At 59.6% G+C, this 20726-nt stretch carries 24 protein-coding genes; 10 read left to right on the plus strand and 14 right to left on the minus strand.

Annotated elements, in window-relative coordinates; genetic code table 11:
- Window positions 1-32 precede the first annotated feature (32 nt).
- Complete coding sequence (locus tag ACSQ3Z_RS10145; protein WP_436171138.1) at window positions 33-431, minus strand: c-type cytochrome; 399 nt, start codon at window positions 429-431, stop codon at window positions 33-35.
- A gap of 173 nt (window positions 432-604) precedes the next feature.
- Here ACSQ3Z_RS10145 and ACSQ3Z_RS10150 point away from each other — a divergent pair, with 173 nt between their 5' ends.
- Window positions 605-1441, plus strand: coding sequence for a universal stress protein (locus ACSQ3Z_RS10150; RefSeq protein ID WP_436171891.1), 837 nt, complete (start codon window positions 605-607; stop codon window positions 1439-1441).
- A gap of 93 nt (window positions 1442-1534) precedes the next feature.
- Here ACSQ3Z_RS10150 and ACSQ3Z_RS10155 read toward each other — a convergent pair whose 3' ends face one another.
- The 6 genes from ACSQ3Z_RS10155 to ACSQ3Z_RS10180 form a co-directional block, all read right to left on the minus strand.
- Window positions 1535-1981 carry a pyridoxamine 5'-phosphate oxidase family protein gene (locus ACSQ3Z_RS10155; protein ID WP_436171139.1) on the minus strand — a complete coding sequence of 149 codons (447 nt, stop codon included), beginning with the start codon at window positions 1979-1981 and terminating at the stop codon, window positions 1535-1537.
- Between the two features lie 12 nt (window positions 1982-1993).
- Window positions 1994-2719 (minus strand): phosphoribosyltransferase, encoded by a 726-nt coding sequence (locus ACSQ3Z_RS10160; protein ID WP_436171140.1) that lies wholly within the window; start codon window positions 2717-2719, stop codon window positions 1994-1996.
- Between the two features lie 3 nt (window positions 2720-2722).
- Window positions 2723-3148 (minus strand): DUF2267 domain-containing protein, encoded by a 426-nt coding sequence (locus tag ACSQ3Z_RS10165; RefSeq protein WP_436171141.1) that lies wholly within the window; start codon window positions 3146-3148, stop codon window positions 2723-2725.
- A gap of 70 nt (window positions 3149-3218) precedes the next feature.
- On the minus strand, window positions 3219-3887 hold the full coding sequence (locus tag ACSQ3Z_RS10170; protein WP_436171142.1) for a hypothetical protein: 669 nt from the start codon (window positions 3885-3887) through the stop codon (window positions 3219-3221).
- Between the two features lie 59 nt (window positions 3888-3946).
- Entirely contained in the window at window positions 3947-4504 is a 558-nt protein-coding gene (locus tag ACSQ3Z_RS10175) for a Spy/CpxP family protein refolding chaperone (RefSeq protein WP_436171143.1), read from the minus strand.
- 217 nt (window positions 4505-4721) lie between these two features.
- Window positions 4722-5546 carry a universal stress protein gene (locus ACSQ3Z_RS10180; RefSeq protein ID WP_436171144.1) on the minus strand — a complete coding sequence of 275 codons (825 nt, stop codon included), beginning with the start codon at window positions 5544-5546 and terminating at the stop codon, window positions 4722-4724.
- Window positions 5547-5756: 210 nt separating this feature from the next.
- Here ACSQ3Z_RS10180 and ACSQ3Z_RS10185 point away from each other — a divergent pair, with 210 nt between their 5' ends.
- On the plus strand, window positions 5757-6149 hold the full coding sequence (locus ACSQ3Z_RS10185) for a phasin family protein (protein WP_436171145.1): 393 nt from the start codon (window positions 5757-5759) through the stop codon (window positions 6147-6149).
- A 27-nt stretch (window positions 6150-6176) separates the two neighbouring features.
- Window positions 6177-6524, plus strand: a complete 348-nt coding sequence (locus ACSQ3Z_RS10190) for a c-type cytochrome (protein WP_436171146.1) — start codon at window positions 6177-6179, stop codon at window positions 6522-6524.
- A gap of 269 nt (window positions 6525-6793) precedes the next feature.
- Here the strand turns inward: ACSQ3Z_RS10190 and ACSQ3Z_RS10195 are convergent, their stop codons facing one another.
- The 5 genes from ACSQ3Z_RS10195 to ACSQ3Z_RS10215 all read right to left on the minus strand — a co-directional run bounded on the left by ACSQ3Z_RS10195 (window position 6794) and on the right by ACSQ3Z_RS10215 (window position 10138).
- Entirely contained in the window at window positions 6794-6970 is a 177-nt protein-coding gene (locus ACSQ3Z_RS10195; RefSeq protein WP_436171147.1) for a hypothetical protein, read from the minus strand.
- A gap of 58 nt (window positions 6971-7028) precedes the next feature.
- Window positions 7029-7283, minus strand: a complete 255-nt coding sequence (locus ACSQ3Z_RS10200) for a lipoyl domain-containing protein (protein ID WP_436171148.1) — start codon at window positions 7281-7283, stop codon at window positions 7029-7031.
- 406 nt (window positions 7284-7689) lie between these two features.
- Window positions 7690-8694, minus strand: a complete 1005-nt coding sequence (locus tag ACSQ3Z_RS10205; protein ID WP_436171149.1) for a lipase family protein — start codon at window positions 8692-8694, stop codon at window positions 7690-7692.
- Between the two features lie 228 nt (window positions 8695-8922).
- Complete coding sequence (locus ACSQ3Z_RS10210) at window positions 8923-9357, minus strand: DUF2721 domain-containing protein (RefSeq protein ID WP_436171150.1); 435 nt, start codon at window positions 9355-9357, stop codon at window positions 8923-8925.
- 256 nt (window positions 9358-9613) lie between these two features.
- On the minus strand, window positions 9614-10138 hold the full coding sequence (locus ACSQ3Z_RS10215) for a hypothetical protein (protein WP_436171151.1): 525 nt from the start codon (window positions 10136-10138) through the stop codon (window positions 9614-9616).
- A 607-nt stretch (window positions 10139-10745) separates the two neighbouring features.
- On the opposite strand from ACSQ3Z_RS10215, the gene ACSQ3Z_RS10220 reads away from it, so the two are divergent.
- Window positions 10746-12872: a mechanosensitive ion channel family protein gene (locus ACSQ3Z_RS10220; protein ID WP_436171152.1), complete on the plus strand. Its 2127-nt coding sequence runs from the start codon at window positions 10746-10748 to the stop codon at window positions 12870-12872.
- Window positions 12873-12974: 102 nt separating this feature from the next.
- Here the strand turns inward: ACSQ3Z_RS10220 and ACSQ3Z_RS10225 are convergent, their stop codons facing one another.
- Window positions 12975-13268, minus strand: a complete 294-nt coding sequence (locus ACSQ3Z_RS10225; protein WP_436171153.1) for a hypothetical protein — start codon at window positions 13266-13268, stop codon at window positions 12975-12977.
- Between the two features lie 226 nt (window positions 13269-13494).
- Here ACSQ3Z_RS10225 and ACSQ3Z_RS10230 point away from each other — a divergent pair, with 226 nt between their 5' ends.
- From ACSQ3Z_RS10230 to ACSQ3Z_RS10255, 6 genes are all read left to right on the plus strand, one after another.
- On the plus strand, window positions 13495-15318 hold the full coding sequence (locus tag ACSQ3Z_RS10230; RefSeq protein WP_436171154.1) for an adenylate cyclase: 1824 nt from the start codon (window positions 13495-13497) through the stop codon (window positions 15316-15318).
- Window positions 15319-15478: 160 nt separating this feature from the next.
- Window positions 15479-16276, plus strand: coding sequence for a DUF2092 domain-containing protein (locus ACSQ3Z_RS10235; protein ID WP_436171155.1), 798 nt, complete (start codon window positions 15479-15481; stop codon window positions 16274-16276).
- A complete protein-coding gene (locus ACSQ3Z_RS10240) occupies window positions 16273-16485 on the plus strand; it encodes a hypothetical protein (RefSeq protein WP_436171156.1) in 213 nt (70 codons plus the stop codon). Before ACSQ3Z_RS10235 ends, ACSQ3Z_RS10240 begins: the two co-directional genes overlap by 4 nt.
- A gap of 41 nt (window positions 16486-16526) precedes the next feature.
- Window positions 16527-16874: a hypothetical protein gene (locus ACSQ3Z_RS10245; protein WP_436171157.1), complete on the plus strand. Its 348-nt coding sequence runs from the start codon at window positions 16527-16529 to the stop codon at window positions 16872-16874.
- A 298-nt stretch (window positions 16875-17172) separates the two neighbouring features.
- Window positions 17173-18723 carry an arylsulfatase gene (locus tag ACSQ3Z_RS10250; protein ID WP_436171892.1) on the plus strand — a complete coding sequence of 517 codons (1551 nt, stop codon included), beginning with the start codon at window positions 17173-17175 and terminating at the stop codon, window positions 18721-18723.
- Window positions 18724-18848: 125 nt separating this feature from the next.
- Window positions 18849-19376: a hypothetical protein gene (locus ACSQ3Z_RS10255; RefSeq protein ID WP_436171893.1), complete on the plus strand. Its 528-nt coding sequence runs from the start codon at window positions 18849-18851 to the stop codon at window positions 19374-19376.
- A gap of 294 nt (window positions 19377-19670) precedes the next feature.
- Here ACSQ3Z_RS10255 and ACSQ3Z_RS10260 read toward each other — a convergent pair whose 3' ends face one another.
- Complete coding sequence (locus tag ACSQ3Z_RS10260) at window positions 19671-20681, minus strand: Lnb N-terminal periplasmic domain-containing protein (RefSeq protein ID WP_436171158.1); 1011 nt, start codon at window positions 20679-20681, stop codon at window positions 19671-19673.
- Window positions 20682-20726 lie beyond the last annotated feature (45 nt).

A 20726-nucleotide genomic window follows, 5' to 3' on the forward strand; every position in this document is an offset into this window, starting at 1 on the left:
CCGCGATGCGAAAACCTTGCCGCGCCCAATGCCTACCGCTGCAGTGTCTGGACATAACCGGCCAGGTTATGGATGCGTTCCGTGGTGACGATTTCTCCGGCGTTTGGGCCGTACTTCTTCACGTCATCCGGAAGGAATTGCCGGCCCCAGACCGGCATGTCGCGCTCGCCGTGCTCCGGCACCATGGTGCGGCCGTCGATCATGGCAAAGACGCGCCAATACGGAAATTCGCCACCATTCCTTTTCGATAGACGCGTCAGGTCGGCTGGGCGCTTCACCAGCTCGTCGCCCAGGGGGCCATCACCTTTGCCGTCGACACCATGGCAGACCGCGCAGGAGTTCAGGTATTCCGCCTGGCCGTAGCTCATTTCCTGCGCCGTTGACGCATTGACAGCCAAGCTTGTGAAAACTGCAGCGATCAAAAACTTCATTTTCGTGTCCACCGATTGATTGGCTGAACCTTACTACCTCGGTGTGCACCCCTGTTGATCCGGATCAAATGGGCGCCGAACGTGATCTTTGATTCAGCGCAATGAGCGCCGCGACCCGTCTCGTTACGGTTGCAGGCACGATTGAAGCCAAACTCAGAGTCAGGAGCACTGCGATGTCATTCAAGACGATACTCACGGTCACGGAACCAGGCATGAGCGACGGCGATCTGCACCTCGCTGCCGGCCTTTGCGAGGAGGTCGGTGCGCACCTCGCTGCTCTCGTGGTGGTGCTCGCCGCGCCACCGCCTGTTGGAGAGTTTGCCGCGATCGTTTCAGAAGACTGGCTGAAGGAGCGCCAGGCAGATGAGAAGGCCCTGAAGAAGACAACGGCGGCCGTGTCGGCGTTCCTGGCTGGTCGCGCACTTTCGGCTGACACTGTCAGCGCATATCCGGAAGCCAGCTGGGCCGACGAAACCATCGGTCGCCGCGCCCGCTATGCCGATATCACCATCGTGGGACCGGAAGTGCTTGCCGGCGAGACGCTGAAAAGCAAAGTGATCGAGGGCGCATTATTTTCCTCTGGAAAGCCTTTGCTGCTTGTCCCCCAAGGTTCGCGGCCGACGCTGAAGCCGAAATGCGTGATGGTCGCATGGGATTCCCGTCTGGAGTCATCGCGCGCCCTTCGCGAGTCGCTCGACATGCTGATCCGCGCCGAAGAAGTGCATCTTGTCCTGGTCGATCCTGTCGAGGGTGAAACCCACCACGGGGCCGAACCGGGGGCCGATGCTGCAGCCTATCTTGCCCGGCATGGGGTGAACGTCACGGTCGACCGGTTGCCGAGTGCGAACCGTTCCGTTGCCGACGTGCTTCGCCAGCACGCAATTGATGTCGCCGCCGACCTGCTGGTCATGGGCGCCTACGGGCATTCGCGGCTGCGCGAGCGGATCTTCGGCGGCGTCACCACGTCGATGCTCGAGGATCCATCGCTGCCTGTCCTGATGGCGCGGTAGCAATTGAAAGCCAGAAAAGGGAACATCACAAAAAAGGGCCGGCGAGTTTGCGCCGGCCCGTTTTGTTTCTTGGCAGCGAATGGGCTGTACGACCTACTCGCTCGCTTCCCGGCCCGACACCTGCTCGATGAGGATCCGGAAGAAAACGTGGGGTTCGCTATCGGGCTTGGGAGGAGTGACTGGCTTGAGGGCGCCAGGCTCCCACCAGTCGGGGTGCTTGCTCAGCACTGACCACGCGTGATCGCGCTGAAGCTTGTGGCCGACCCGGTCAGGCAGTTCTTCATAGCGGCCGTCGACAACCACGCTCCTCCAACCTCGGCCTTGGCCGTGCTCATCGACCTGGACCGATACTAGAGGGTTGGCTCGCATCCAGTCGACCTTCTTGCCGGGCATGGAAAACGCATAGAGATGATTGTCTGCGTGCGCATAGTACAACGGCACGACGTAGGGCTGCCCGTCCTTCGCGCACGCCAGGCGGCCCACGCGGTTGGCCGTCAGCAATTTGGTGCATTCCAAAGTAGACAGTGTGCGGATCAGCATCGTTGCGTTCTCCTAACTCTTGGCAACTGTCTTGTGCCGTTGTCTCCTTTTGGCGTCCATGGCGGGGCGTTTCGAATTGCCAAGTCGGCCAGCGCTATGCGCGCGAGCAGCCTCAGCCACGACTGCCAGCACTTCGCTATCGGAGAGCTGCGGGAAATTGAGGTAGTGTTGACTGAGAGCGCGAAAATGCGCCGGTTGACTGAGGCAAACGGTGCAGTCCGCTTCCTGGGCAAGTTCAGTCAACGTGTCAGCAGGTGCCACGGGAAGCGCGACAACGATTTCCCGAGGCGAACGCCTCTTCAAGGCTCGGATCGCGATCTTCATTGTCGTTCCGGTTGCGGCTCCGTCATCGACGATGATTGCTGTTTTTCCGGACACCGACAGGGCCGAGTGCTTGCCGCGATAGGCCAGGCGTCGTCGTTCCAGCTCAGGGCGCTCTTTGGCGATCAATACGCGAAGTTCGTCATCGTCGAGTGAATAGGCTTCGACGATGTCCCGGTTGAGTACGACATCTGGAGGATCGCCGTCGACGATCGCGGCAACAGCCAGTTCGGGATTCCCCGGCGCCCCCACCTTGCGCACGATAATCAGGTCAAGCGGGGCCTTCAGCGCCTTGGCCACCTCAGCAGCGACGGGAACGCCGCCCCGCGGCAAGGCGAGAACGATTGGCTGATGCAGCCGGAGTTTCTCCAGCTCGATGCCAAGCTTTTGTCCGGCGTCCTGACGGTCACGAAACATCGATCAACCCGCCGGCCACAGATGACGAAGCGATTTCTTCATCGAGTTTCTTACCTGCACGATCTCGCCATGCGAAATATGACGGTCGAGAAGTTTGAACACCGCGTTGATCGCCACATCAAAATCGACGGCCTCATCATAGCCGAAACTGTTTCTGACGCTGAGGACAAAATCTCGCTTCTTGTGCTCAGACTCAGGCGCCGATGGATTCCAGCCTTCGAAGTAGATGCCCCTGATGAGCGTCGGCAGCTGGGCGGAAAGATCGGCCATTTCCGCAGGTGACAGCCAGTCCCGCAGTGTGTGCAGGACGGATCTCAGGAGCCGGTAGGCGCTCTGCTCGCTCCAGCCCAGGTCCCTGGCCAACTCACTCACCCATTGCTGGGCCTGCTCGGCCGCGTGAGCAAAACCAATTGCCGAGGTGTGAGCCATGCGAGTACTCCTTCACGTCCGTCGCGCCATCTTGGCCAACGGGAAGATCCTTGCATTGAGCCGCATCAAATTATTTGGCGCCTGCCGGAGGCTGCCGCCATCGTGATGCGGAGCCTGCTGTTAATCGCTCCGGCAGCAGGCTTCTCCTTCCCGATGTGAACGACCGAACCTGCTTGGATCCGATCGTCAGGCCGTCCATGCAAAGAATGAAATTGCTCGCTACAGAGCCCGACGGGGCGGTCAGGATCTTGTAGGTTCGCATTTCCGAATTCGGTTCGTCGCGGGAGAATCTCAATTCATAATCTCCGGCAAGCACGGCATTGATGAATGGAGCGGCGAGCTTGGCGTTGTCCGTCGTCGCCATTATTGTACCGTCATCAAAGGTTTCGGAGCTCAGCTGCCCCGGCGAATTGAAAGTCGCGGAATTGAAGGCTGCGTTTGAAATCGGCACGATCTTGGACTTTTCGATTGCAGCGACATCGATTGCCGCCATGAGAAAGCCGGCCAGAACCGTACCGTCGGACCTGTCGTATCCACCAAATGTGATGAATTTGACGAGTTCGCGCGATGGCGGGTTGCTGATATCGACGATGATTTCGCAGAACCGGGTCTCTTCGGTCTCTTCAGTCCAATTGCTGTAGGTCACGCCTGTTGGAAAGATCGTCGAGCCGGCCGCATGAGTCATGCCGAGCACAGACAGTGTCCCCAGAAATCCCAGAAGCCGAAACAGAACGAACACGCGCTCAGCTCCTCCGCAGGCTATCTGCATCAGTCCATGTCTCCTCAAGCGAAGGGAGACTACCTGAACATCATTCCAGGCCCGAAGCCGCCCGATCGCCCCATGCCCATCCCCATCATAGGCAGTACGATCTCGTCGGCCGCCTTCTTCTGCTCGTCGCTGAGTGTTGCGTATAGGTTTTCGGCGGCCGTCCTGACAGCCTTTACCTGTTCCAGACGGGCTTCGAGATGAGTCTGTTGGTAGGCCAGCCGCTCGGGCAGGGGCTTTTTCAGGAAGTCGCCTTCCTGGAACTCCTTCATCATGGCCTGCATCAGCGCGTTGTGCGTTTCGGCTGTGCTGCGAATGACGGCGGCCAGCTGATCCCAGGACGGCGCCTGCTCGTCGGTGATCTTCAGTTCCGCCTTGAGGAAAGCGAGGCGTCCGTCAATTCGATCGAGCATCTCGCCTGAGTCATAGCCACCCATCGGGCCGCTCATACCCCATTGACCCATCATCATTCGGCCCATGCCCCACCGGGGCCACCAGCCAGCATCGTCGTTTTCAGCGCCCGCCAGAGCAGGCATTCCTGTCACGACCATCATAAATCCTGCGGCTAAGGCAGAACGCCAAGTGAACATGGGATGCTCCATTCAGACGGTTTGCGTCGTCTGCCACAAATCACGCGATTGCGGGGCGCGCATTGATCTGCGTCAAAACAGCTGGGACTGCCCACGATGTTGGGAGTAACGTATATTCAGTGTTTTCCGTCCGGGCGTTGAGGATGTCGTGGACCGATTTATTGCGCGTGCCAATATCGCCCACTTCGAGGATCTGCTCGCTCGCGCATCCGTTGCCTCAATTCGAGATCAGCCGATGGAACGATCCGGTCTGGAGCAGTGAGCGCGTCACGCCGCCAAAGGTCATTTCCCGGACCCGGCTATGACCGTAGCCGCCCAGAACGATGAGGTCGGCCGCGATTTCTTGCCCGATCCGCAGGAGAATTTCCGCTGGCTCGGAGCGGCTGGCATCCAACACCTCGGATCGAGCCTTCACCCCGTGGCGTGTCAGGAAAAGCTCGACGTCCGCCGCATTTTCCCGGGACGAGAATTCTCCATCATTCACGGTGGCGATCACCACATCGCTCGCGCGGGTCAGGAAGGGCAGGGCGTCGATGACGGCACGTCGCGCCTCCCGCGTGTCATTCCATGCGATCAAAATACTTTCGGCCTTGATCGGGGCGGGGCTTTCAGAAGCCACGAGCACCGGCCGGCCCGCCGCGAGAATAAGACTGCCTGGATCCACGGTGCGGTGGCGGTCGATTACGAAATCCGGCGCCGGGGATCCGATGACGATCAGATCGGCAGCACGTGCATTGAGCGCAAGCTGGCGCGTTGGATTTCCGATCTCGCCGCGCCACGAGGCACGGTTGTTGCCGTTGACTATGTTCAGGAACTCCTCTCTCAGGCAATCAAGGCGGCCTTCTATCTCTTCCACCTGAGACCATATCGCCCTCGTGGCGGCCCTGTCGTCGGTGCCGGTGGGCATGACAAAATGTGGCTCGGCCGCACAGAAGCCGATCAGCTCCGCATCATGCCTCCGAGCAAGATCCCACGCGACTGAAATGCGTGGCGCGGCGAGGGCGTCCACGTCCAGCTGTACCATGATCGTCTTGAAAGCCATCGTTGCCGCCCTCTTGTGGTCGAGGCAAGCCAGCCACGAAAACGGGGCAAGGACCTTGATGCGCGTCAAACGGTGCACCAGGGGCACACCGGTTGCTCGCAGTGCCGGCAAAGGTCTTGGACCTGTTGATCCTGATCAACGACCCCACGGCAATTGGCGATAGCGTTGCATGCAGACAATTGTCTGCACCGCTCAAAAAGGAGTACCGACATGCAAGCCCATCTCGAGCCATTCCAATTCGGCATACTATCTTTGCCGACGGCGCAGAATGCACAGAATGCACAGAAGCTTATCCTCGCCGCGGCATTCCTTCAGGCTCACACGTTCAAGGCAATGATGCGTTATCAGATCGAGACCCTTTCGTTCTTAAAACATCGGTGCGAGCAGGATGTTCGGCTGGCCGAGGATCTCATCGACGGCAGCGACTTCAAAGACGCTTTCGATGTTTTCGCGAACTTCCTCCAGAACGCGACATCGCAATACGCCACGGAAGCCGGTAAGGTCGCAGCGCTAACCTCGAAGCTCGTTTCGGAAACGGCCCGGCGTGTGCGCAAGGAAGCCGAGACTGCGATCGAGGACATGGCGGCCAAGACGGTCGCGTAGAATTGACCATTGCAGAGGCTTGCAAGCATGAATGCCTATATCGGCAATGAAAGTCGTCGATCGCGAGTTTCCATCCTTGCGGCGGCGTTGCTTGGTGTTATGTCGCCAGCCCTGGCCGACAGCGTGACGGAACACGGCAAGGCCTTGGTGCAAGTCAATTGCGCACGCTGCCATGCTGTTGGAAAAACCGACGTGAGCAGCCATCCGGACGCTCCCGCCTTTCGCACCCTGTCGAAGCGCTATCCGCTCACCGATCTCGAAGAGGCGCTCGCCGAGGGCATTTCAACCGGCCACGCTGACATGCCCGAGTGGGTTGCCAGCCCCGATCAGATCGAGGCGATCATCGCTTATATCGCCAGCTTGCAGAAGCCGTGATCGGTGACAGGAACAAGGCAAGCAATGGGCAAGAGCGCGACGCAGATCTGATCTTGGTCCATGCGCAATCGGCCTCGCAGCCGATTGCGGGCCAGCCAAACCCGCCGCAACTGGGGCTAAGGCAACATACAGTCGGCGGCGCGGAAGAACGATCGAGCGTGCGCAAAGATCAGCGCTTCCGTGGGATGATCCGCCGCTTCGACGGCGACAATGCAATCCCTGTATTGTGGATGGTGGTGCACCCCACGAGGGTCCCCTCTGGCAACCGATCAGTCGCTGTCATCAACCGGGAAGAAATGGGTCGCCTTCAACGTGATCGGAAGATCATAGCCATCGATCAGCACCGTAGCCCACTGGTCCCCTAGATCATCCTGCCAGGTGTTGGTGACGCGGCACCTCACCGCCACATCCATGCCAATCTCTATCTTGTCCGATCTCTTAACCATGCTGAACTCCCTTAGCTCTCCCTCGGCGCTCTCTCAAACCGTGACGCGCTAAACGCCATCAGCCGGGTCGCAACGAGTCGTCCAATGTTGCTAGGACTGAACCAGGTTCGATGACAGCGTTCACTGTCGCGACAATCGTCGCTCGCCCGTTTGCCGGCGCGACAATCTCGTGCAGCGCATCTTCAATTCTAACTTCTGCTATTCGCTCGCCAGCCCTGACGGTTTCACCGCTGGCGATGAACCAGCGCTCCAAAATGCCCTCGGGCAGCATGCTGGACGCCCACAGCGCTTCATCGACCTTGATATCCTGCATCGCAATTCTCCTTTGAGCTGGCAGGATATCCCGATCGCTGCATCGGTCCTTGATCACGATCAAGGGGAAGGCTGCGGACGAAGAACCAGGATAATGGAACGACCGGACCGCTTACGGCCTTGCGACCAATTGCCTGCCTGGGAACATCGCAAGAAGTATCGGCACTAACCTGCCCTGCGGCTTGCGGTCGTACCGGCAACTTTTGAAAATGATGCAAATCAAGGCGCGGCTTGCCGATGCGAGTCGGCTCATTTGCCAGAACGAGATCGTGCGCATTCGCCATCCAGCAAGTGTGGCGGCAAGCCGAGTCGCACCGAGTTATCAACCACGGTTGCCTCCTCTGGTGACGTGGGTGTCCCAACCGGCCGGCTGACTGAAAAGGAAATTCATCGGCTTCTTCGTCCGATCACAGTGCTTGTGGCTTGCTACTAGCGACATATTTCTCGCGATCGTGGTAAGGCACCTCGACCCCGGCCTTCATCTTCGCCGACAGCCGTCGCATGTAGTTGTCCATGTGGTGGTCCTTCAATTCGGCGATGCGCATCGAGCGGGCCAGTTCGCCGATCGAAATGCGAGTGGCGTCGTGGGTTTGGAGAAACGCAAAGCGCGGTCCCTCGAGCAGAATGAGCTCGGGTCCGACATGCTCATACGTCCCGTACTCCCTGTTGCCGAGTGTGGTGGGCGGGAGCATGGGAACGATATCGTTCTCGTCGACCACCCTGGTGATGGGCAGCATGGCGAGTTTCGCCACCCCCGCTGCGGTGGTGAACTTCGGCTGGCCGAACGTGATGACCTTGACGACCTTGTGGCCGTCCTCGATCAGATAGACTGCAAGCAGCGCGGCGACGGCGCCGCCGAGCGAATGGCCGGTGATGTAGGTTTTGTAGCCCGGTCTCAGGTACGGCTTGACGTCGGCGTAGATGGCCAGGGTGGTGAGGTCGAAGCCGGTATGGACGGGAATTGCTATCTGCCGGTCCTCGCGAATCTTGACCTCGATATCGTCGTGGATATCTATCTTGCTAGCCGTGCCGCGGATTGTGATTGTCTGCGTATGCTTCTTTTGGTCCACCTCAAGGAAGTAGCGCCCGTCCGTTGTCCCGGGGTCGGCCACTCTCGTGGTTGCCGGGAACTTGGAGCGGATGACATCCTCGGCTTCATACGCGGTTTGGGAGCGGTCGGCGAAAGCGTAGAGCACCTCAAAGTCTATCTTCTCGTGCGTCGAGGTGGTCCCGATCGTGCTGAGTTCAGTCGCAGAAATGCCGACGCAGGCTGTCAAGGCCAAGACGCAGAGGGCAAGCAGGCAAGCGAAGCGCAATGTCAATTCAGACATCCCCCGCACCCGACGGGCACCAAACTGTGCGACTGGCCCCGCCGCCGAGGCCAGCGTAGTCGCAAACATGGTTCGGTTCACGCCCTATCCTCCACCAGTGGATCGCTTCATGTTACTGGCTTTCCCGCGTTGCCTGCCGCAACCCTAGGGGTAGAGGGGGCGACACGCCCGTAGCATCTGGTATGTTCTAGCGCATCGGTCCGGCGGCATCCATAGCGGTCGCCTTTGTCGCCACGCTCGCTGCGGGACTGCCACGGGGGAGGAGTGTGGCTCGCGGGTTACCTTTGGCGTTGAAGCTCTCAAGCCCAGCTATTGGTATTCATCAGCCTCATTGACACTGATGCGAGCTTCTTGGGCGAAGCGAAACAGTGCAAAACCCAGGAAACACGTAGCAGTCACAAAAAGCAGACCAGCGCCATACGAGTACTCCAGGCCGATGAATTCAGTTATGAATAGGATCGCCAGTAGCAGAGTTGCACAAAGGCCGCCGCGCAATGCCGCTAGTATGCCACTGTTTAAGAGATGCGCCCGGCGTCTCAACCGTTCAACGTCGGACTTGAGGTGGGCGCGAGCGTGGTCATCGTCGGCTATTGCGTTCAGAGTCCGTACACGCTCCATGACGCCTGACAGCCTCGAAGCCATGAGCGAAACAAACCCCGCCACCGCGCCGAGAAAAAAAGTTGGGGCGGTGGCTTGTGAAAAGATTTGAACTAATCGTGCCGTGTCGGGGATGAAATCGAACATTTGTAGCCCACCCTTTGACTGAGTAAGCGCGGTTACGCCTCACCGCCTCATCGCATTCCGGGCTGTGTGCGCAGTCGAACTGGTAACGCGACCGTGCTTTTCCGGCGGGGCAATCACTGACGCCTGAATAGACGCGGCGTTCAAAAACCCTCCAACCGGCATCGGTCATGATCGGTAGGACATGGGAAGGCCAACGGCGAAACCCGCTGACCTTTCGATACTTCATTCGCGGAATTGATGGACGCACGGCCTTAAGTCAGGCGCCAGCCCGGCGTTCGAACAGCATCTTCCAGAGCCTGCCTTCACCGAGGACGACGTCAAGCTCTTTGGATGCCAGATATGGGATGAGTATCAGAAGCATGATCAGGCTTGCTGCGAGTGTCTCGGGCAGTTTGCCACCTACGTGTTCAGCAAGCGAAGCGGCGATTTTTTGGCCGTGAATGATCGCCACCACGGCTTCCTCAACAACGGAGAGAACGATCAGCAGAGCAAGGTAGAGCAACCCCTTGTAGGCTATGAGGTAGACGATCCTGTTTCTCTCGTGCCGATCGCCCAATCGGACTGCCTGTCCGAGTAGTACAAACTTCCCCAGGATCAATGCCTTGATGGCCACCAACCCGAACGGCAGATAACCGACACCTTCCCCATTGAGTATCGCCATTTTGTAGAGAATGAGTGCACCGAAACAAACGTAGAGATACGCTGAGAGCAGTGCAAATTCCCACAGCTCGTGCTTCGCCCTCTGGGCAACGGTCATGGGAGTCGACCTATTGATAGCCATTAGCAATCTCCAACATTGCTGCCTTAGCACGCGCCAATTACGACGGTTCGAGTTTCGGCGAGCCTCCTGTGATCTGTTGGGCGCCTGCCTGCGTGAAGGCTGCTGTGGTTAAGTCCAAGGTCGAGATCAGCAGAGCGGTAATCTTCATTGTCGAACATCCTCCGAAAGGCACTCTTCATCGTTAGGCCCGTTCGCCCACGGCGATGCAGTGGTGCTGCCGCTACGATCGAGCTCGCATTACTGAAAGGGAAAGTAGTCAGTGCGCGTAGCATCTGGTATGTTCTGCTCGGCAATCATAACCCGACACAGGGCAGGCAAAGCCGGTCGATCAAATAATCCATCTTATTTCTTGTCCGGTAGTCGTCGGCCAGCGAGGGGAATGACATTGTTTGTCGCTTCCTCTGCACTGATTGACGCGAAGGTTAGCGGACGTGGCGCGTGCACGCGCGTAGCATCTGGTAACCTACTCCCTGAACACCCACACCATGCACGATGGTGCCTTGAGACCTGCCGGTGATCAGACGAGTTCCATCGACATGCTGTAAGACTTGTCTGCCAAAGGCCGAATAACAGCCTTTGTAAGTGCTGGCGTCAGGAGGCGAACACGATGCGCGCTCTTTTTCTTGCTGTCTTCATGCTGCTTGGGGTCATGCTCCCGGCTCGAGCGGATACCGCGCCGTCGAAGGAACAGCTGCCGCCGAATATCGATGCAATCCTGTCCCTGCTGGCCGATCCTGGAGTTCAACAATGGCTTGAGGGGCACCGAGCCACACCGGCGACGACGCAGGTTCCGGGCGCACCGACCCCGGTGCCGCCTCCGTCTCACCCGCTGGCCGACTACGTCAGCGCCATTCGGGCGCACATCTATGGCCTCGCCCGGGCACTGCCGACGCTGCCCGATCAGTTTGCAGCAGCCTGGTCCATTCTTGTAGCGGATGTTGACGATATTGGTCCGGCTGGCCTCGTTGGCCTTGTCGGGGCGCTCGGGGCCGCCGGCTTCGGGGCCGCGTGGCTGTATCGGCGAGCCACATCGGGGTTTGAAGCCCACATCGCACGCCTGCCGGTGAACACAAGACGCCGTCAGCTGGTCGCACACGGCAGCCGATCCGCCAATGAGCTAGGGCGCGTCGCCATCATCGCTGCGGCTGGCGTCGGCACCTTCCTTGTCCTGGACTATTGGCCCGACACCGTCGAGAAGATCGTGCTTGCCTATCTGCTCGCCTTCATCATCGTGCTCGTTGCACGCGTTTTGTTCCGATTTCTTCTACCGCCGCCTGGAAGCGACGCGAACGATTTTCGGATCGTTCCCATGGACGGGGACTCGGCCAAGTTTTGGAGCCAGCGGCTCGGTTTGCTCGTCGTCATCCTCGCCGTCGGGTATGCAACAACACTGTCGTTGAACCTCCTCGGCTTCTCGATCGAAGCCCGTGAGATCGTGGCCTATTCGTTCGGCTTAGGGGTGCTCGCCGTCGGCATCGATACGGTCAGGCGGGCCCAGCAGCCAACGATTGAGGACGCTGGAACGGATGAAGGGACGGTGGTGCGCTCGAAGACGTCGGCGGGTCTCCTGTCGGCCTATCTCGTCCTGCTGTGGTGCCTGTGGGCGTTCGGCGCAGTGCAGCTATTCTGGCTCGCGACAATTGCGGCAGGTCTCGTTTGGGCCAATGCTGTCGCGCAACGCAGCGTCGTCCACATCCTACGACGGCCCGGTGCTTCCAGTGTCGACGTGGAGACGTCTAGCGCTGGCGCAACTCTTCTCGGCCGGAGCATCCGGTTCATCCTGATCGTTTCCGCTCTCCTGCTCCTCGCCTGGGCATGGGATATAGATCTCATCACGCTCAGCGCGGGTGACACGCCGTCGCGCCGGGCCGCTCATGGCGTCATCAGCGCGGTCATCATCCTGCTCGTGGCCGACCTTGTCTGGAGCGTTACGCGGACCCTGATTGACAATCAGATTGCCAAAGTGCGCGATACGGCGGTCGATCAAACGGAGCAGTCGCAGAGGCGCAGTCGGCTCGGCACGCTTTTACCGATACTGCGGAATTTTCTTTGGGCCACGCTCGCTGTCGTTGCCATATTGATGGCATTGTCGGCGATGGGGGTTGCGATCGGGCCTCTGATTGCCGGCGCGGGCATTGCCGGCGTTGCGATCGGCTTCGGTGCGCAAACACTGGTAAAAGACGTTCTCAGCGGCGTCTTCTATCTGCTGGATGATGCTTTCCGTGTCGGTGAATATATCGAGAGCGGCAGCTACAAGGGCACAGTCGAATCCTTCAGCCTGCGCTCGGTGAAGCTACGTCACAACCGGGGACCCATATTCACCGTGCCGTTCGGGGTGCTCGGAGCCGTCCAGAACATGAGCCGCGATTGGGTGATCGAGAAGCTGTCGCTCACCATTACCTATGATTCCGACTTGGAAAAGGCGCGCAAGCTCATCAAGAAGATCGGGCTTGAATTGGCCGAAGACCCCGAGCTCAAGGCGATAACCATCGAGCCGCTCAAGATGCAGGGAGTCGAAGATTTCGCAGACCTTGGGATCAAGCTGACGCTGAGGTTCAAGACCAAGCCCGGACAGCAAACGACCGTCCGCCGTCGCGCCCTCCTCATGATCAAGACAGCGTTTGATGAAAACGGCATCAAACTCGCGAAATCCGTACTGGCTCAGAGCTCTGCCGGACCGCAACAGGAAGCAGTGGTCAGTGCGGCTGCGCAACAGAAGGAGGCGGCGGCGTGATACTTTGGCTCGCCGCGCGTTGTAGCATCTGGTATGTTCTGTGCGGCCAAGGGCTGCTCCGCTTTGCGAGGCCTGCGCCAGCCATTGAGCAGCTTTCGCTCACTACTGACTTTTCGGCCGCCGGGCCGGGAGCGGGATAATGGTGGCTGTATCCAATATTGCTTCGATCTCCTTGGCCAGGTCGTTGACAAGCGCTAGGTATTCGGCGCGACGCTCATCACGCTTTGGTGCGTCGGAATTCTCCCAACGCAGGGCCGCACTTTCGGCGTCAGCAAGGTCGATACACAGCGAGCGGAAATCCTCATCGCGGACGGCGAGTTCCTCGATCGCGCGCTTTCGCAAGGGAAAGCGCCGTTGGGCCGCCTCGATTTTTTGATCCATATCAATGACGCCCATTCCGCCGCCGGCGATGCTCCTGAGCAGCAATGGAGCATAGGCGTGTCGCAGCAGTTGCGGGCGTAGGTTACTGTAGCCAACGCTGGAATGTATGGAATCGTACTTAGTCGTGGACGGAACGGAATGCCGGGAGTACGCTGCTTAACCAGTTCCTACTTCAACTCCTAAGCCAATGCCCGACGGCAGGTCGGGACAGCCCTCAAGGTGGGGTACGAGGGGTTATGGAATGAACGCCTTTGATCCTGGGGTTGCAGCGCTAGCACTGACTTCGGGAGTCCGACTGCCACCCTCTCCGGAGGAGGTCCGCGCCGAGCTTGAGCGCATTCTCTCAAGTCCCGAGTTTTCGGTGCCGGCGCGCGCTTGTGCTTTCCTACGCTACATCGTGGAGGAAACGCTTTCTGGGCGCGCTACGCGGATCAAGGGTTATTCGATCGCCATCGAGGTTTTCGACCGGGACGAAAACTTCACGCAGGACGATCCGGTGGTGCGGATCGAGGCGGGTCGGTTGCGCCGCGCGCTTGAGCGGTATTTCTTGCTGTCGGGATACACCGATCCGATCCGCATCGAAATCCCCAAGGGCGGGTACGTGCCCGTTTTCAGCTGGAGCGTCTCGAACGCAGTCGAACTCACGCCAGTCGAACCTGCAGCGGCTCCCGAGATTTCGAAAGCGGCTTCGATTTCATGGGAACGAGTGCATTGGCTCGCCACGGCAGCGCTCGCAGTCGTCGTCTGCCTCCTCACCCTTGCATATTGGGCCTCCAGCCAGCTAGGGTCGCAGACCTCCTTGCCCTCGGCGCGGGCGGCCGGTCCCGAGGGACCAACGCTGGTGATCGCGCCATTCGCCGATCTCGGCGGAGGACCGGAAGCCAAGCTTTATGCGATGGGGCTCACCGAGGAATTGCTGAGCATCCTGCCGCGCTTCAAGGAACTCACCGTGTTCGGCCGCGAGACCTCAGAGGCCTTGCCATCGCAAGTCGCCCCTTCGCACATCCAGCAACTCGGAGCCGGTTACCTTCTGACCGGCGGGGTGCAGATCTCCGGCGCGCGCATCCGTGTCACAGCCCGTCTGATCGAAACCGAAAACGGCACGATCCTGTGGTCTCAGACCTACAACGACGATTTCCGTTCCCGCGATATCTTCGCCATTCAGTCCGATGTCGCTGCCCAGGTTGCAACAGTAGTAGCGCAGCCCTACGGCGTCATCTATCAGGCCGACACCGCGAACGGTCCGCCCGATGATCTCGATGCCTACCGTTGCACGCTTCAGTTTTACGCCTATCGCACCGAGCTGAGTGTCGAACGGCATGCTGCGGTCCGCGACTGCCTCGAGAGCGCCGTCGCGCGCTTTCCATCCTACGCTACCGCCTGGTCGATGCTGTCAATTGCTTACGTCGACGAGGACCGGTTTGGCTTCAATGGGCGAAAAGGCGCGCCCACGTCGGTTCAACGTGCACTCGCTGCAGCGCGTCGGGCGGTCGAGCTGAACTCGGACAATATGCGCGCACTTCAGGCCTTGATGACGGCCTTGTTCTTCAATCAGCAATTGGCTGAGTCGATGGAAATCGGGGAACGGGCACTGGCCCTCAATCCCAACGACACCGAGTTCCTCGGCGAATTCGGCACACGACTGGCACTCGGAGGGCAATGGCAGCGTGGGGCGGAGCTCGTGCAGCTAGCTCTTGACCGGAATCCGGGGGCCGGCGGGTACTACCACACGGTGCTCGCGCTCGCGGCCTATATGCAACATGAGGACCAAAAAGCCGTGGCCGAGATCCGGCAGGCCAATCTCCAGAAACTCCCAATCTACCATGTGGTAGCGACCGCCATCTATGCAAAGGCGGGGATGATGGCGGAAGCAACCCGGGAGGGAGAAATGTTTATGAAGATGAGCCCAGCGTTCATCCCCAACATTGAGGCCGAACTCGTGAAGCGCAACATTCAGGTGGGGGATCGGGCGCGCATTATCGCGAGCCTTCGCAAGGCAGGCTTGCCCGTGCCGCCGGACGCGCCGTCAGGCTCCTCAGTGCCTGCCATAACATCTGATATGTAGTCGCGCGGGTAAGTGCGGCTCTGAGCGTCGGTCTGCGCTGTCGCGCTGGCAGGCCGCCGCGCCATAAAAGTAGCGACCATACCAGAACCTACCCGATGTTACGGGTGCTCCTCCGCTTCCCCGACTATAGTGCCGAAGCAACCTTGAAGGAGGCACTCAGATGAAAAAAATACCACGAAAATCAAGGAGACTCGCCGCCGCATCTACAGCGGCGATGATCTTGGCGATCGGCTGGGGAGCGCCTGCGACAGCGGATGACGCAGAGGCCAAGAGCATGCTCAAGGCGATGTCCGACTACATGGCGGCCGAGAGCTCCATTTCCTTTGGATACGACACCAACTTCGAGGTCGTCACCAAGGATCACCAGAAACTTCTGTTTGCCAGTTCGGGGACGGTCGTCCTCAACCGGCCCGACAAGATCCGTGCCACGCGCAGTGGCGGTTTCGCCAATGTCGAGATGATCTTCGACGGCAAGACCCTCACGCTGCTAGGCAAAGACGCCAACCTCTACACGCAGGCCGAGGTGCCCGGCACCCTGGACCATCTGGTCGACGAATTGCGGGATAAGTTCCATCGGCCCGTCCCCGGTGCTGACCTGCTTATGTCGAACGTCTACGAGGAACTGATGCGTGACGTGAGCGACGTGAAGGACCTCGGCAGCGGCGTGATCGGCGGCACCGAATGCGACCACCTGGCGTTTCGGGCCAAGGAGGTCGATTGGCAGATCTGGATCGCCCAGGGCGAGCACCCCTATCCCTGCCGTTATGTCATTACCAGCAAGGACGTCGATCAGGGGCCGCAATACAGCGTCCAAGTTAGGGACTGGAAGACCGGGAGCGACGTTGCGGCCGATGATTTCGGCTTCAAGAACGGGACCGACGCCAAGAAGGTAGAGGCAAAGGAACTGACCGACACCGATGAACTGCCCGCACAGTTTTCACCAGAAGGTGCACAATGACCACGACAAGGAAACTGAGAATTATTCTGCTCGCCGGAACCATCGGGTTTATCGGACTCGGAGCCTCGGAAAGGCCAACGGTTCCCGGCGCCTATGATCTGATCTCGACCGCTGAGGCCAGGGTCGGACGTCCGCTAACGCCTGTCAGCGTCGCCGGGGTGGCACGCCGCACGGTACGACGCTGCGCGGTTGGCGTATACTACTGCTAAAAGTGCGCTCTGCCGCCATGTCGGTTGCGCGGTTGCTTGCGGTGGCCGCCATCATAGAGGCTGCCACCGGCATCGCCCTGATTGTCGTTCCGAGCACGGTCGGCTGGTTGCTGCTCGACGAAAGCCTGTCCGGCGCGGGGTTAGCCGTCGGCCGCGTCGCCGGCGTCGCACTGCTTGCGCTGGGCGTGGGTGGCTGGGTCGGCCGAAAGCAACATGGCAAGAACTCGGCACTGGCGGCTATGCTGACCTACAACGTCCTGACGGCCATTTACCTTGCCTATCTCGGGATCGAAGGTGCCCAAGCGGGAAAACTGCTGTGGCCAGCGGTTGCGATCCATGCCGCGCTGGGCCTGCTGCTCGCCCGCGCCTGGTTTTCGCGACAGATCTAACGACCATTGGAATGGCAGCATGGCGTGCCGGAAGGGAACGCCGATACTTGCGCTCTGCTGTGTGCCCGGCACCCAACTGCGAACGTTACACAAGACGCTCCTACTACAGAACATACCCGATGCTACGGGCCCAACGACAGGGCAATCCCCTAATGTTTCGGAAGCTAGTGAGGCGATTGCAAATGGGCATAGGCTGCCGGCCCGTTTCGGGCAGCCGGGAGGAACGTTCATCGTGAGTATGATCAGGAATATCTCGCTTGGGCTGCCGCTCGCCCTTGCTTCCTTTACGGCCGCAAGCATGCCGGCAACCGCGCAGGACCAGAAACCCAACATCGTCGTCATCATGGGCGACGACATCGGCATCTGGAACATCGGCGCCTACAACCGCGGCATGATGGCCGGGCGCACGCCGAACCTCGACAAGATCGCAGCCGAAGGCATGCTGTTCACTGACTATTACGCCGAGGCAAGTTGCACGGCCGGCCGTGCAAACTTCGTCACTGGCGAACTGCCGATCCGCACCGGCATGACCACGGTTGGCCAAGCTGGCTCGCCGGTCGGTATCCCGGCTGAAGCGGTAACCATCGCAACGGCGCTCAAGTCGATGGGCTACGCGACCGGGCAGTTCGGCAAGAACCACCTCGGCGACCTCAATGAGTTCCTGCCGACCGTGCACGGCTTCGACGAGTTCTTCGGCTACCTCTATCACCTCGACGCAATGGAGGACCCTGCGCACCCCGCTTACCCGCAGGAGCTGCTCGACACGGTCGGCCCGCGCAACATGGTCCATTCCTGGGCCACGGACGTGGATGATCCGACGGTGATGCCGCGCTGGGGCAAGGTCGGCAAGCAAAAGATCGAGGATGCCGGCACGCTCTATCCCAAGCGGATGGAGACCGTGGACGACGAAATCCAGGATCTCGCCTTCAAGTTCGTGGACAAGGCCAAGGCGGACGGCAAGCCGTTCTTCCTCTGGCTCAACCCGACGCGCATGCACATCGTGACACACCTGTCGCCGAAGTATGAGGCGCTGCGCAATTCGGAGAATGGCTGGACCATTCACGAAGCCGGCATGGCTCAGCTCGACGACATCGTCGGCGCCACCATGCAGAAGCTCAAGGACATGGGCGTGGACGACAACACCATCGTCGTGTTCACCACCGACAACGGCACCGAAGTCTTCACCTGGCCCGATGGCGGTCAGACTCCGTTCGCGCAATCCAAAGGCACAGTCATGGAGGGTGGCTTCCGGGCGCCGGCGCTGCTTCGCTGGCCTGGTCATGTCCCCTCGGGCGCAGTGTCGAACGGCATCATTTCGGGGCTCGACTGGTTCCCGACTTTCGTCGCCGCGGCGGGCGATCCCAACATCGGCTCGGAGCTGCTGACGGGCAAGGAACTCGCCGGGCGGACCTACAAGATCCATCTCGACGGCTATAACCAGATGGACATGATCACCGGCAAAGGGCCTTCAGCCCGCCACGAAATCTACTACTTTGGCGAGAGCTCGCTTGGCGCAGTGCGTGTCGACGACTTCAAGTATCGCTTCATCGACCAACCCGGCGGCTGGCTGGGTGAGAAGACCCGCCCTGACGTGCCATACCTGATCAATCTTCGTCTCGATCCTTTCGAGCGCACGGGCTGGCCGGACAGCGGGACGAAAACCGGCTCGCAAAACTACTTCTCCTGGTTCCAGTATGAGTTCTGGCGCTTCGTGTTCGTTCAACAGGTGGTGTCGAAGCTGGCCATGACGGCCATTGAGTATCCGCCGATGCAGAAGGGCGCCAGCTTCAACCTCGATGCGGTGAAAGCGCAGATCGAGGCAGCTATCAAGCAGCACGCGGGGCAGTAAGCCTTGGCGCAATCCGGCGGCCGGTCGCGATTGCGGTCGGCCGCCGGACGAATATCGATGTACAAATCTGAAATATCGTGACCACGCCTATAGAACAATTAAACCTGCAAACACGGGGAATTAAAATGCGATCCTTCATGACACTCGTCGCGGCAACATCAGTAGCACTTTCGTCTGCGACGGCAGCCTACGCACAAGATCAAAATCCCCTTCCCAAAGCCAGCGATGTGCTTGTCCGGTACGGGGACGACATCGAGGGCTGGACGGTCTATGCAAATCAAACCCGCGGAGATTGCTTGATCGTGCGCCAAGATGGGCCAAGTTCGGTGCAAATGGGCGTTACCGCAAATCAGGAGGTCGGGTATCTCGGCGTGTTCACGAAGGTGGATATCGGCCTCCAGGATGGGAACAAGTCGGAAATCTTCGTCTCCATCGCCGGCCATCTCTATGAGGGTGTGGCCACTAGCTTGAGCGGCGAACTCAAGGGCGGATATTCTGGCGGCTACATCTTGACAGAGGACCCGAATTTCAAGCGCGACGTGGCGAAGCAATATGAAATGATCGTGTTTCCGGAAACCAAGGGGACCTTTGTCGTCGATCTGAAGGGCACTTTCAAGGCAATGGCAATGGGCCTCAAGTGCCTCAAGCAATGACCCGCCCCGCTCGGCAGCGGCGCCGAGGACAATTGTAACCGTCGTGCGGCATATTCAGCTGATCTGTAGTGCGAAGGTGCCAAAATGCCCCGTACGACGAGCCCTGTGCAAGCTGGGAGCAGATATCCCGGCGGCGGCGTAGGCTCTCTATGGCAGTGACAGCGGAGCGCGCCTTCACCTCGCGCTCGACCTTCTCGACGCGAGGGCCTGCGCGCCGATGCCTACGGCGAGCGCATCCGCCTTGTTGCGGAGGCATCGCACGTAGCGCGTGCATTCGATCAATACGCCTGTCCCCTACTCACTCCGAGCCGGAGACGGCACACCAACCCGGATCAACCTCGAAAAATCGGCCGAAATGCCTGACTTTCGCGCACGGTCGTCGATGTGGGCCAACTCCCTAAGAGTCGACAATGGCAAGCGGGTGTCGAGTGCACCCCGTGCATAGGCATAGTCGGGAAGATAGCCGTTGACGATGAGGCGCCAGTCGAGAGGGACCACGTCACCAACCGCTCTCATCATCTTGACGATTGTGGTCGTGCAGTTGGTGGTAATGGAATTGTAGAATTCTGGAGTCGCGGAAAGCGCATTTGCGTCAGAGAGATATTCCAGAAGGAGCGTCCGGGCTGCGTCCGGCGACGCCCTTAGTCGATAGATCTGGACGTCCTCTCCCCGAACATTCGACCTGACGCCGATCACGTCTCGCTCGTCAGCCGCGATAATGACCAGAGGATTGCTCTTGAACAGGTCCGCTATGGGCGAAAACTTGCCACCGTTACTTCGCCGCACCTCGATGGACCAAGCAAGATAGTCACCTCCTGCAAAGCCGAAGCTGATGATGACATGAGCGATTTTGGTTCCAGACCAATAAGACATGAAGAGGTCGACGGTCTGGACGCTGGAGAGATCGTAGGTCCTGGTTGTCCAGAGCTCGGTGAAATCAGTGTCGCTACGCCATTCGAAGGCGCGCACATCTTTTAGCGTCAACAGATTTCCGTCGTGGGTGCCGGTTACCTGACGGGCGACATCTGGCGCCCAGTCGGCGTCGCCCACAGGCTTGATCGTGCTCCACCAAACCAGAACCGCGGCAAACACAGCGAGGAACAGTGCAAACGCCTTGATGCGAAAATGGCTGAAGAGCGCGACGACGATGCCGCAGCCGAACAGGACGAAAAGGGCACAGGCTACAGCCCGACCAAGCTGTTCCACAGGCAGGCGGTACCACATGGCAAGTCCGGCCCAGGCAGTCAAGATTGCAACGGCTAGTGAAAGGATGATGGCAAGTGAGATTCGCGCGACGCGACGCATTCATTCCCCTTTCAGCCGGACGGCAGCGTTCCTGCGGATGCGCAT

This window comes from Mesorhizobium sp. LjNodule214 (genome assembly GCF_964252735.1).
Taxonomy (GTDB): Bacteria; Pseudomonadota; Alphaproteobacteria; order Rhizobiales; family Rhizobiaceae; genus Mesorhizobium.

Bases quoted from the DNA above. Each gene is read 5' to 3' on its own strand.
- ACSQ3Z_RS10145 (WP_436171138.1), bottom strand. From the start codon at position 431: ATGAAGTTTTTGATCGCTGCAGTTTTCACAAGCTTGGCTGTCAATGCG.
- ACSQ3Z_RS10150 (WP_436171891.1), top strand. From the start codon at position 605: ATGTCATTCAAGACGATACTCACGGTCACGGAACCAGGCATGAGCGAC.
- ACSQ3Z_RS10155 (WP_436171139.1), bottom strand. From the start codon at position 1,981: ATGCTGATCCGCACACTGTCTACTTTGGAATGCACCAAATTGCTGACG.
- ACSQ3Z_RS10160 (WP_436171140.1), bottom strand. From the start codon at position 2,719: ATGTTTCGTGACCGTCAGGACGCCGGACAAAAGCTTGGCATCGAGCTG.
- ACSQ3Z_RS10165 (WP_436171141.1), bottom strand. From the start codon at position 3,148: ATGGCTCACACCTCGGCAATTGGTTTTGCTCACGCGGCCGAGCAGGCC.
- ACSQ3Z_RS10175 (WP_436171143.1), bottom strand. From the start codon at position 4,504: ATGTTCACTTGGCGTTCTGCCTTAGCCGCAGGATTTATGATGGTCGTG.
- ACSQ3Z_RS10180 (WP_436171144.1), bottom strand. From the start codon at position 5,546: ATGGCTTTCAAGACGATCATGGTACAGCTGGACGTGGACGCCCTCGCC.
- ACSQ3Z_RS10185 (WP_436171145.1), top strand. From the start codon at position 5,757: ATGCAAGCCCATCTCGAGCCATTCCAATTCGGCATACTATCTTTGCCG.
- ACSQ3Z_RS10190 (WP_436171146.1), top strand. From the start codon at position 6,177: ATGAATGCCTATATCGGCAATGAAAGTCGTCGATCGCGAGTTTCCATC.
- ACSQ3Z_RS10195 (WP_436171147.1), bottom strand. From the start codon at position 6,970: ATGGTTAAGAGATCGGACAAGATAGAGATTGGCATGGATGTGGCGGTG.
- ACSQ3Z_RS10200 (WP_436171148.1), bottom strand. From the start codon at position 7,283: ATGCAGGATATCAAGGTCGATGAAGCGCTGTGGGCGTCCAGCATGCTG.
- ACSQ3Z_RS10210 (WP_436171150.1), bottom strand. From the start codon at position 9,357: ATGTTCGATTTCATCCCCGACACGGCACGATTAGTTCAAATCTTTTCA.
- ACSQ3Z_RS10215 (WP_436171151.1), bottom strand. From the start codon at position 10,138: ATGGCTATCAATAGGTCGACTCCCATGACCGTTGCCCAGAGGGCGAAG.
- ACSQ3Z_RS10220 (WP_436171152.1), top strand. From the start codon at position 10,746: ATGCGCGCTCTTTTTCTTGCTGTCTTCATGCTGCTTGGGGTCATGCTC.
- ACSQ3Z_RS10225 (WP_436171153.1), bottom strand. From the start codon at position 13,268: ATGGGCGTCATTGATATGGATCAAAAAATCGAGGCGGCCCAACGGCGC.
- ACSQ3Z_RS10230 (WP_436171154.1), top strand. From the start codon at position 13,495: ATGAACGCCTTTGATCCTGGGGTTGCAGCGCTAGCACTGACTTCGGGA.
- ACSQ3Z_RS10235 (WP_436171155.1), top strand. From the start codon at position 15,479: ATGAAAAAAATACCACGAAAATCAAGGAGACTCGCCGCCGCATCTACA.
- ACSQ3Z_RS10240 (WP_436171156.1), top strand. From the start codon at position 16,273: ATGACCACGACAAGGAAACTGAGAATTATTCTGCTCGCCGGAACCATC.
- ACSQ3Z_RS10250 (WP_436171892.1), top strand. From the start codon at position 17,173: ATGCCGGCAACCGCGCAGGACCAGAAACCCAACATCGTCGTCATCATG.
- ACSQ3Z_RS10255 (WP_436171893.1), top strand. From the start codon at position 18,849: ATGCGATCCTTCATGACACTCGTCGCGGCAACATCAGTAGCACTTTCG.
- ACSQ3Z_RS10260 (WP_436171158.1), bottom strand. From the start codon at position 20,681: ATGCGTCGCGTCGCGCGAATCTCACTTGCCATCATCCTTTCACTAGCC.